Here is a 9,775-nt window from a genome sequence, read left to right on the forward strand (position 1 = left end):
CGTATGCCACAAATGCACCGGCCAGGGAGAGATAGGCATAAGCGGCCCACTGCGGCAGCGTCAGTGTGGGCAGTGGGGCGTCAATCAGCCACGCTGCGGGTAGCAACATTATTCCACCCAGTATCAGCTGCCAGCCGGTGAGGGCCATCACCGGCAAATCCATTTTCCAGCGGCGAGTCAGCCATAAGCCTGTGGCCATACAGGTCGCGCCCACCAACGCTGCCACAATGCCGACCGGTTCGAACACTGTTTGCGGAGAGAGTAATAGCAAGGCCATCCCGACAACCCCGGCCAGCGCGGCCCATAAAGTGATTCTCGCTGGCGCCCGATGTTCAACTCCCCATGCCAGTAACATCACCAGCAGCGGTTGTATCGCGCCCAATACGGCAGCAAGCCCGCCAGGCAGCCGATAGGCAGCGACAAACAACAGTGCCTGGAAAACACCGATATTCAGCGCACTAAGAATAATGAGCCGTCCAATATCACGGCTGGCGGGCAGGCGACGAGTGAACAGCAACATTAATACCCCTGCCGGAAGTACCCGAATCAGCGCCGCCGTAAAAGGGCGATCGGGTGGCAGAAATTGTGTTGTGACGATGTAGGTTGATCCCCAGATAGCCGGGGCCAGGGCAGTCAATATCACGTCACGCCAGTACGAAAGAGAGAAAGAGGATTGCATCATTTTGCCTTTATCTTCAATTCAAGATAAAATTAGTGTGTCCACCAATTACCTTGAAGTCAAGATAAATGAATGATCAAACTGAAACCCGATCTGATGCCGTCGATCTCATCCTTCAGCAGTGGCAGCGCGAGCGGCCAGATTTAGACTGCAGCCCGATGGGGCCGATTGGACGTCTCAAGCGTTGCACGGCGCTGATTGAACAGCGACTTGAAGAGGCCTTTGCCGAGTTTGAATTGAGCATGTGGGAGTTTGATATGCTGGCAACACTGCGCCGTGCCGGAGCACCTTATAGTTTAAGTCCTACCGAGTTGTTTTCGACGCTAATGGTCACCTCGGGCACCATGACGCATCGCTTAAAACGCCTTGAATCCAGAGGGCTGATTACCCGACAGGTAAATGCAGAGGATGCGCGAAGCATGCTGGTGCAATTAAGTCAGGACGGACTGGCGTTAATAGACCGTGCGGTAGAAAAACACGTGGATAACGAAAGAAAGATTCTGTCTGGGCTCTCTCCTGAAGTGCTGATGGCACTGGATAGCCACCTGTCGGGTTTATTGCGATCGCTTGACGGATCCCATCAGCGCTAATTGCCCCATTCTCACGCGTCAGCGTTGTGACGTCGTAATGAGTATTCTCCTATCAGGACACCAAATTTATTTCAGGTCCGGTGCTGTGGCGTAAGTTGAGCACACAGGATCCCTCCAACACTTTCATGCCAATCCCCGCGCCTGAACCCCCGATTTTTTGCGATCCATAACACAATCGTATCGTGATTATATTGACAAAATTTCATGAGATTCAGTAAAACTTTATACAGCAGGTATACATGATAAATACCCGTGAAATTCATTAAATACTTACGCTTTACACCGCTAAAAGACCCTACGTTGTACGGGCAATCCGCCAGTACAAACAATGAAAACGTGTATTGGAGTAACGGAATTGCAAAAGATCACCTCACTGCCTGCCGATGATTCGATGCCGGGTTGGTTTCATACCAGTGCCGCTCGTACGCCACGCCCGGCGCATATTGGTCAGAAAAAAACACGCTTCGCGATTGTGGGGGCGGGCTTAACGGGCCTGGCGGCTGCGCGACAATTAGCGCTGAATTTCCCCAATGATGAAGTGGTGCTGATTGAGGCGCAGGAAGTGGGATATGGATCGGCAGGACGTAACGCCGGTTTTGCCATCGACGTACCCCATGATATCGGCGCGAAGGATTATATTGGCGACGTTACCATTGCGAATAAAGTCCTCAAGCTGAATACATTAGGGCAAAACTATCTGCGTCAGATTGTGCAGGAACACGGCATCGAATGTCAGATGACCGAATCCGGTAAATATCAGGCATCAGTCGGTGAACAGGGGACGGCGATTCTCGAAGCCTATCGTAGCGGATTGGCAAAGATCGGGCGCGAATCCGAAATGATCTCGGGTAAAGATCTGCCGGATCACATTGGCACTTCTTATTACAAGCAGGCGCTGTTTATTCCCGGCACCATCTTGTTGCAGCCTTCAGCATTGGTAAAAGGTCTGGCGGATAATCTGCCCGCGAACGTCACGCTGTACGAGTACACACCCATCACGTCGATTGACTACGGTGACAAAGTGACGTTGGTGCATGACAAAGGGAGCATCACCGCTGATACGTTGATCCTGGCTAATAACGGTTTTGCGTCGCACTTTGGTTTCCTGCAGCGCCGTTTGCTACCGACTTTCCTTTACGGCAGCCTGTCACGTCAGTTGACTGAAGAAGAGCAGGCACGATTGGGTGGCAAAGCGGTGTGGGGGGTGATTCCGGCGCATCCGTTTGGCAGCACCATTCGTCGTACAATGGATAATCGTATTCTGGTGCGTAACAGTTTTAGTTTCCACCCGGATGGACGACCGCGCGAGAAATACCTTAAGCAGTATCTGGAAAACCATCGCAAATCGTTTGAACGCCGTTTCCCAATGCTGCCGCAGGTGGATTTTGAATACACCTGGAGCGGCGCGATTTGCCTGTCGGAAAACCACGAAGGCTTCTTTGGCAAACTGGCACCGAATGTTTATGGTGCGCTGTGCTGTAACGGATTAGGCATAACGCGCGGCACGGCAACCGGCAAATTGATTGCCGATATGATCGCAGGTGAGAAAAACGAACTGATCGATTTCCTCACCCAATCACCGGGTCCAAACCGCACGCCAGCTGAGCCTTTCCTGTCGATTGGCGTGAACTCGGTGTTGAGGTGGGGCCAATACCGCGCGGGCATGGAAGTTTAAGAAGGATATCGCCGCCATCACTAATGGCGGCTTTTACCCTTGGCTGCCTACCACTTCATCTCGCCAGTATTCACTTTCGCACTCAGCTCCAGTGAACTCTCATCCGGCAAATTCGGATAGGCTTTTTTCATCGCTTCAATCACTTCTGCAGACCCTTTGTGCTGCTGAAGTGCTTTTTCAAAAGTCTGCAGATAATTAAGGGTAAATGTCACCGCACCATCGCCCGCCGGACGTGAGCCAATGTAGTGTCCTGGAATGACCACTTTCGGTTTAAGCTGCTGAATTTCTATGAGCACGCTGCGCCACTGCTCACGGCTGGCTGGCGTTTGCGTATCTGCGGTCCAGACGTGGATGCCCGCTGCCACGGCGGTGCCCCCCAGCACGGCCTTATTGGCTGGGATCCACAGATAAGCGGATTTATCCCCCGCATGGCGCAGTTCAATACGTTCACCATCCACGCTAAACGAAGTCTGATGGGTGATCTGCGGTACATAAAGTTGGGTAGGCGCACCACCCGGCATTTTCGTGCCCCAGTACGCTAACTTGGCGGCTTTGGTAGCTTCGATATGCTCAACCACCGTCGGTGCTGCGACAATTTTCACCTGAGGGAAGGCTTTGACGATGGGCTCGAGACCAAAGTAGTAGTCAGGGTCACCGGAGGTAACCAGGATTTGCGTGAGTTTTTTGCCGCTGGCTTTGATCATCTCCACCAGTTTCTCGCCGTCTTTCGGGCTGAACTGTGCATCGACCAGCAGCGCTTCGTGTGGCCCGGTAATCAGCGTTGACGATACCGGAAACACACCTTGTTCCTGCGGATTGTAAACTGCCAATTGCAATGGGGCAGCAAACGCCGGGCCAGCTGCCAGTGCGAGCACCAACGTCAGTGACTTCATCTTCATCTCATTTTCCTTTCAGTGCCAACATGGCTGGTAAGCACATCATTGTAAGGATTTTTCTGTCTGCTAGAATTCCCGCAAATAGAGATGATCAGTTTCATAAAACGATCAGATGGAGAGCAGATGGACAGAGTCACAGCCGCTTCAGTATTTATTCGCATTTGCGAACTAGGCAGCCTGAGTGCCGCAGCGCGGGCGCTGGATATCTCCCGGCCGATGGTCAGCCGTTATCTGGATGAAATGGAGAAATGGGCAGGCGCACGTTTACTACACCGTTCATCACGTCGCTTGACCATTACCCCGGCCGGGGAAAAAGTGCTGGAGAAAACCCGCATGCTGGCTCGCCTGGCTGATGAAATAACCGGACAAGGCGAACCGGGAGAACCGCAGGGCACATTACGCGTCGCCTGTGCGCACTCCACCGCGACCCATATTCTGGGGCCGATGATCCCGGCATTTCTGGCGCGCTATTCATTGTTGCGAATTGAATTAGAAATCAACAATCAGCCGGTGAGCGTAGTGGGAGAGCGCATCGATGTAGCCGTCAGGATCACGGACAATCCTGAACCGGGCGCAATTGCCCGCCGTCTTGGCGAATGTGCTTCGGTGGTGTGCGCTTCACCCGATTATTTGCGCAAGCATGGCAATCCTGAAACGCCGCAGGATTTAAGCCAGCATAATTGCCTGCACTATAGCCGCTTTGCCGGGCAGAGTTGGCAGTTCAACGATGCCAATGGAGATGCCTTGAGCACAGCCGTAAGCGGAAATTTCAGTGCCGGCATCTCATCGGTATTGTGCGATGCCGCCATCGCCGGATGTGGGCTGGCCATGGTGCCAGAAATGGAGGCGCGCGCCGGGATAGCAAACGGCCAGTTGCAATGTGTACTGCCGGACTTTACGCCGAAAACCCTCGGCATTTATGGATTGTATATGTCGCGCGAACGCCAACCCGCCGCGCTGCGACTGTTTCTTGATGCGGTGCAGCAACAGCTGGCTTCATAAATGCTTTACGCATAACGTCATACAGTTGTGCTATGTCTTGAGAATCTGACACGCAAGGAGAACTCAAGATGCGCATTCCCGACTACCCTTCGCAACATAACGAACAGTGGGCTCAGGTCGATAATTACTTTGCAAACGCATTGGCAGCCGAGGATGTGGCGCTGAAAGCTGCATTAGCGCATAACGCTGCTCAGGGCTTACCGGTGCACGATGTTTCGGCATTACAGGGCAAATGGCTGGCATTGATGGTGACGATTACAGGTGCAAAGCGCGTACTGGAAATTGGCACATTGGGTGGATACAGCACAATCTGGATGGCTCGGGCGCTGCCGGAAAACGGCCAAATTATCACGCTCGAATTCAATCCCCATCACGCTGAAGTGGCCCGTCACAACCTGGCGTTGGCACGTGTTCACGATCGCGCAGAAGTGATAGTGGGCGCTGCATTGGATAGCTTGCCGATGCTGACTGCGCCGTTTGACCTGATCTTCATTGATGCCGATAAAGTCAATAATCCTCACTATCTTCACTGGGCATTGAAACTTGCTCGTGTTGGGACGGTGATCATTGCGGATAACGTGGTTCGCGGAGGGGCGGTAGTCGCTGCTGATAGTGAGGATCCTAATGTCAGCGGCCTGCGTGAGTTCGTCGATATGATCAACCAGGATAATCGATTGGAAGCCACGGCACTGCAGACGGTTGGCGAAAAAGGCTGGGATGGACAGATCATGGCGGTGGTGAAAAGTTTGTAAGCGCTAAATGGGTGATAGTATCCATCAGCAAATATCACTGAACGTTAATAATGGAGTATTAACTGATGCGCCACTGGGCTACTGACTTTGTTCTCATCTTTGGTTTGATGGGAGGGAGTCACTTTGGCTTGCCAGCACAGACAGCCGGCGCTACGCAACTCGCGGGATTGATACGTGAGCCGCTCTCATTAACCATAACCTTCCCCAACCGGCAACGCGCAGTGCTGGATGCTTATGTCACACGACCAGACAAACCCGGTGTGTTTCCTGTTGCACTGATCACCCACGGCACCGATGGCAGCGAGCAGAGCGATCGCCAGCATCTCACGCCGAACCGTTTCTCAGCTGCCGCCATCACCTTTGCCCGACATGGTTATGCCGCTGTGGTGGTGATGCGACAGGGCTATGGTCAATCCACCGGCCACAACGATTATCAAGGCAACAGCTGCGCCCAGCCGCAACATGCTCTAGCAGGGAAAATGGCACGAGACGATATCCTTGCTGCACTGACGGCGATACGGGTACAGCCCTGGGCGGCAAAACATCAAGCTGTGCTGGTCGGCCAATCATCTGGCGGATTCAGCGTGCTCGCCGCCAGTGCCCTGAATCCACCGGGTGTACAGGCTATCATCAGCTTTTCAGGTGGACGCGGAGCCATGGGTGAGGGCCAGGTTTGTGATAAAACCTCACTGCTGGCGACGCTGAAATCTTATGGTCAAACCGCACGAATCCCAACACTCTGGCTTTACACTGCCAATGATCAGTCGTTTTCACCCCAGCTTGGCGAGGAGATGTTCAAGGCTTACCATCGCGCAGAGGCTAAGGGTAAGCTGATCACTCTGCCGGCTTACGGTAACGATGGGCATGATTTACTGATTTCAGCGCCGGAAGGATTCTGGTGGCGCAGCGTCTCGTCGTTTCTAAGCCAGCAACATTTGCCGAGCCATGGAGTGGTGTCCCTTACTGAAGTCGAGCTTGCTGCACCGGCAGGATTAACGTCATCAGGTCTACAGGCTTTCAAACACTATCTGTCAGATCGCGGCTATGAGAAAGCGTTCGCGACCAACGGCGAAGGTGTGTGGGGCCGCGCCCACTGGGCTCGCACCCAGCAGGATGCAAACCATGAAGCTGTGGCATATTGCGAGCAGTATCGTGAGAAGGAAGAAGCGGCGTGCACCATTTACGCCGCTGGAGATCAACGCCCAGCGGCGAAATGACGCGCTAGGCGATGGGCGTGACTTGCATAAAGTGCATGATCGCCACCAGTGTAACGATCGACAGCACCGTGGAGATGAGGATCGCGCCAGAAGTGATTTGCGCATCACGCCGATAATACTCAGCCAGCATAAAGGGCCCGGTGCCGGTGGGCAGTGCCGCCAGCAGAATCGCCATGTTGGTGAGATCCTGCGGCAGGTGAAACAGCCAGACGGCTAAAATCCAGGTCAGCAGCGGCTGCATCACCATCTTGGCCACCACGACCAGGCCCACCGTGGTGAAACTCATTTTCGCCGCGGTGGGCAATTCGCTGGCTTTGGCTTTTTGTCGGCTGGCTAGAAACACCCCTAAACACACCAGCGCGCAAGGGCTGGCCGCACCGCCGAGCAGTTTCAGGAAGGTTTCAACGCTGCCGGGCATGGTCAAACCCGCGCTGGAGCAAGCTGCCCCCAACAGCGGTGAGATAATCAGCGGGTTCTTTAAAATGGCGCGCAGTACTTTAATCGCCAGTCGATGAAATTCACGTTCACTCTGCAAACCAATCTCGATCATCGCGATGGCAATCGCGAACAGGATACACGCCACCACAATAGTCGCCGTGGTGGTGGGGATCAGGCTGCTTTTACCAAAAATCAGTAACAACAACGGGAAGCCCAGATAACCGGTGTTGGGATAGGCGGCGGCAACGCCATCGACGCTGGCATCGGCAGTGGATTTGCCTTTGAATTTTTGGCAGGCAAAGACGATAACAAATGAGGCGGCGCAGGAGAGGGCAAACGCCCAGAAGAATCCCGGTTGATAAATGGTGTGCCACGGCGTGTGTGCCATGATGTCAAACAGCAGCGCAGGCAGCGCAAGCCATACCACAAATTTATTCAGTTCCGTCGCCGAGGTTGGCCCTAATACACCTAGCATGCGGCAAGCATATCCCGCCACAATTAAGCCGAAAACCGGCAAAAGAATCAGAAACGTCGCTATCATTGTGTCCTCCCAGTAAGCTGAAGGACTCTAGTGCCTTTAGTGATGCAGATCCAATAGCAAATTTGGCCGGGATTGATACGGAAAATGAATCATGCTTGATATGAAGCCGCTGCGGTACTTTATCGCGCTGGCAGAAGTGAAAAATTTCCACCGTGCCGCGGAGCGTCTGCATCTATCACAGCCGTCCTTAAGTCGTCACATCGCTGCATTGGAAAAAGCGGTGGGTACACAGCTGGTGGAACGCAATACGCGCCAGCTAATGCTGACGCCCGCCGGTGAGAGCTTCTACCAGGATGCACGTAAGATCTTCGAATCACTCCAGCAGGCGCAACAACTGGCGCGTGACACCGCCGCGGGCAAATCGGGTTTATTGCGCGTGGGTTTCACTATGTACTCTGCACATAGCGTGATCCCGGAGTATGTGCGATTGATTCGCCATCACTTCCCCAACATTGCTCTGGAGTTGGAAGAGGCGGTCACTGAAGACCTGCCGGATAAAGTGCTGGCAGGTGAAGTCGATTTAGCGGTACTGGTGGAAGGAACTGCACGCGTGGGCATGCAGACATTGACCGTGTTAACCGAGCCTTTATGTGTGGCCATGTCGCGCACACATCCTAAAGCGAGAAGTCGGAAATTGCAGATCGAAGATCTGCGCGACGATCCTTTTGTGATGACCTCCGCCAGCGCCGGGAGCCGATTAACCGCGGTAATTATGGATTATTGCCGGGCTCATGGTTTTGAACCGATGGTCAGTCTGCAGGTTCGTCTGCAACACACCATGCTTAGCCTGGTCAATGACGCTAGCTATGTGGCATTGGTGCCTTCATCTGTTCAACAACTCAAAATGGATGGCATCGTCTTCAAACCGCTGGCGGATGCGCCGCAAGTTAATCTTGCCGTTGCCTGGAGCAGCGATAACCGCAATCCCTGCCTCAACAGTTTTATAAAACTGCTGATTCAACGACACGCAGCAGTGTGAAACCTACGCCAGCCGCATAATCCTCTGCGGCGCGATAACTATATTGAATTAAATCAATTAGTTAAGATGGGTTACCCCCGCGAGTCAGTGGCGGTTTCAGCCTGAAATCGCCACAAATTCAGCATTGTGTTGTTCAAAAAATAAGCCAATATTTACTTTATCGTTAAGCCAATTTTAATCTTCGCCACGTAGAGTGCCCTCACAGTCACAACCATCAGTAAACGAAGTCAGAATTGCCGAGGCGTAACAGAACTCCTGTTAGTTGCCCGCGTCTATAGACCGTGCTGAGCTGTGTTATCCGCTGGAGAGTACCTTTGCTGCGACTATTATTTCTGTTGATGGGTGGACCGGCGCTAAGAGCGGGTTGGCCTTATCTGACCGGGTTGGGCCTGCTGTGTGCTGGTGCGAGTGCCGGGATCCTGATGGATCTGTTGCAACATGGAAGTTTATCGTTCCCCTTGCATGTGTTAGGGGTATTCCTTGCGGTCGAAGGGCTGGCGGAAGCAATGAGTGCAATCTATTCGCCTGCCGGCATAGCCTGGCCACCTTTGATGAAATCTGCAGGGCTGATGCTGTTCGGCCTGTTGGTGTTCATTGCACCGCATGACAGCAGCCTCTGCTTCTCGCTGGGTTTTGCCTTTATTTTTCTGCTGGATGGCGGGTTCCGTGTCATTTCATGCAGTCTGATGCGCTGTCGGCGATGGACGCGGAAATTCAGCCTCGGATGCGCGGAAATCCTGTTCAGTGTCCTGATTGCCATCCATTGGCCGCTGGCTCCGCATGTGATCGTGCCGCTGTGTTTTGCACTTTTGCTGGCGGGATGGGGCATCAATCTCTTGTTTATGGGAGCGCAAATTCACGCGTTGCCAGAGAACACCAGTGTGGCCGCACTTCCTCTCTTCATCCGTAAAGGTTTTCGTGCGCCGCATGGGCTGAATTATGAACATCCGCCGCTGCAGGCCGAGCATGCCAGCGTGCCGCTAATTATCTACTTCTGGACCCCTCT

The 9,775-nt window shown here is 53.4% G+C and carries 10 protein-coding genes; 7 read left to right on the top strand and 3 right to left on the bottom strand.

Features of this window, described 5'->3' with window-relative positions; all coding sequences use genetic code 11:
* A partial coding sequence (locus tag RT340_RS19160) for an EamA family transporter (RefSeq protein ID WP_313377508.1) occupies positions 1-679 on the bottom strand: 679 nt, incomplete at its 3' end.
* A gap of 68 nt (positions 680-747) precedes the next feature.
* Here RT340_RS19160 and RT340_RS19165 point away from each other — a divergent pair.
* Together RT340_RS19165 and RT340_RS19170 are read left to right on the top strand one after the other, a co-directional pair.
* The gene (locus RT340_RS19165; protein ID WP_283215710.1) at positions 748-1,269 is read left to right on the top strand and encodes a MarR family winged helix-turn-helix transcriptional regulator; all 522 of its coding nucleotides are present in this window, start codon (positions 748-750) and stop codon (positions 1,267-1,269) included.
* Positions 1,270-1,624: 355 nt separating this feature from the next.
* Positions 1,625-2,944, top strand: coding sequence for an NAD(P)/FAD-dependent oxidoreductase (locus RT340_RS19170; RefSeq protein WP_160834216.1), 1,320 nt, complete (start codon positions 1,625-1,627; stop codon positions 2,942-2,944).
* A 47-nt stretch (positions 2,945-2,991) separates the two neighbouring features.
* Here the strand turns inward: RT340_RS19170 and RT340_RS19175 are convergent, their stop codons facing one another.
* Positions 2,992-3,843 (bottom strand): Vmh family MBL fold metallo-hydrolase, encoded by an 852-nt coding sequence (locus RT340_RS19175; RefSeq protein ID WP_313377509.1) that lies wholly within the window; start codon positions 3,841-3,843, stop codon positions 2,992-2,994.
* Positions 3,844-3,963: 120 nt separating this feature from the next.
* Here RT340_RS19175 and RT340_RS19180 point away from each other — a divergent pair, with 120 nt between their 5' ends.
* The 3 genes from RT340_RS19180 to RT340_RS19190 all read left to right on the top strand — a co-directional run bounded on the left by RT340_RS19180 (position 3,964) and on the right by RT340_RS19190 (position 6,811).
* Positions 3,964-4,842, top strand: coding sequence for a LysR family transcriptional regulator (locus tag RT340_RS19180; RefSeq protein WP_313377510.1), 879 nt, complete (start codon positions 3,964-3,966; stop codon positions 4,840-4,842).
* Between the two features lie 68 nt (positions 4,843-4,910).
* Positions 4,911-5,594, top strand: a complete 684-nt coding sequence (locus RT340_RS19185; protein WP_313377511.1) for an O-methyltransferase — start codon at positions 4,911-4,913, stop codon at positions 5,592-5,594.
* A gap of 65 nt (positions 5,595-5,659) precedes the next feature.
* On the top strand, positions 5,660-6,811 hold the full coding sequence (locus RT340_RS19190; RefSeq protein WP_313377512.1) for a CocE/NonD family hydrolase: 1,152 nt from the start codon (positions 5,660-5,662) through the stop codon (positions 6,809-6,811).
* Positions 6,812-6,815: 4 nt separating this feature from the next.
* Here RT340_RS19190 and RT340_RS19195 read toward each other — a convergent pair whose 3' ends face one another.
* Positions 6,816-7,790 (bottom strand): AEC family transporter, encoded by a 975-nt coding sequence (locus RT340_RS19195; RefSeq protein ID WP_313377513.1) that lies wholly within the window; start codon positions 7,788-7,790, stop codon positions 6,816-6,818.
* A 91-nt stretch (positions 7,791-7,881) separates the two neighbouring features.
* Here RT340_RS19195 and RT340_RS19200 point away from each other — a divergent pair, with 91 nt between their 5' ends.
* Entirely contained in the window at positions 7,882-8,769 is an 888-nt protein-coding gene (locus tag RT340_RS19200; protein WP_313377514.1) for a LysR substrate-binding domain-containing protein, read from the top strand.
* 422 nt (positions 8,770-9,191) lie between these two features.
* On the top strand, positions 9,192-9,775 hold a 584-nt coding region (locus RT340_RS19205; RefSeq protein WP_409566166.1), incomplete at its 3' end, for a DUF308 domain-containing protein.

This window comes from Pantoea sp. CTOTU50773 (genome assembly GCF_032082325.1).
Taxonomy (GTDB): domain Bacteria; phylum Pseudomonadota; class Gammaproteobacteria; order Enterobacterales; family Enterobacteriaceae; genus Pantoea; species Pantoea communis.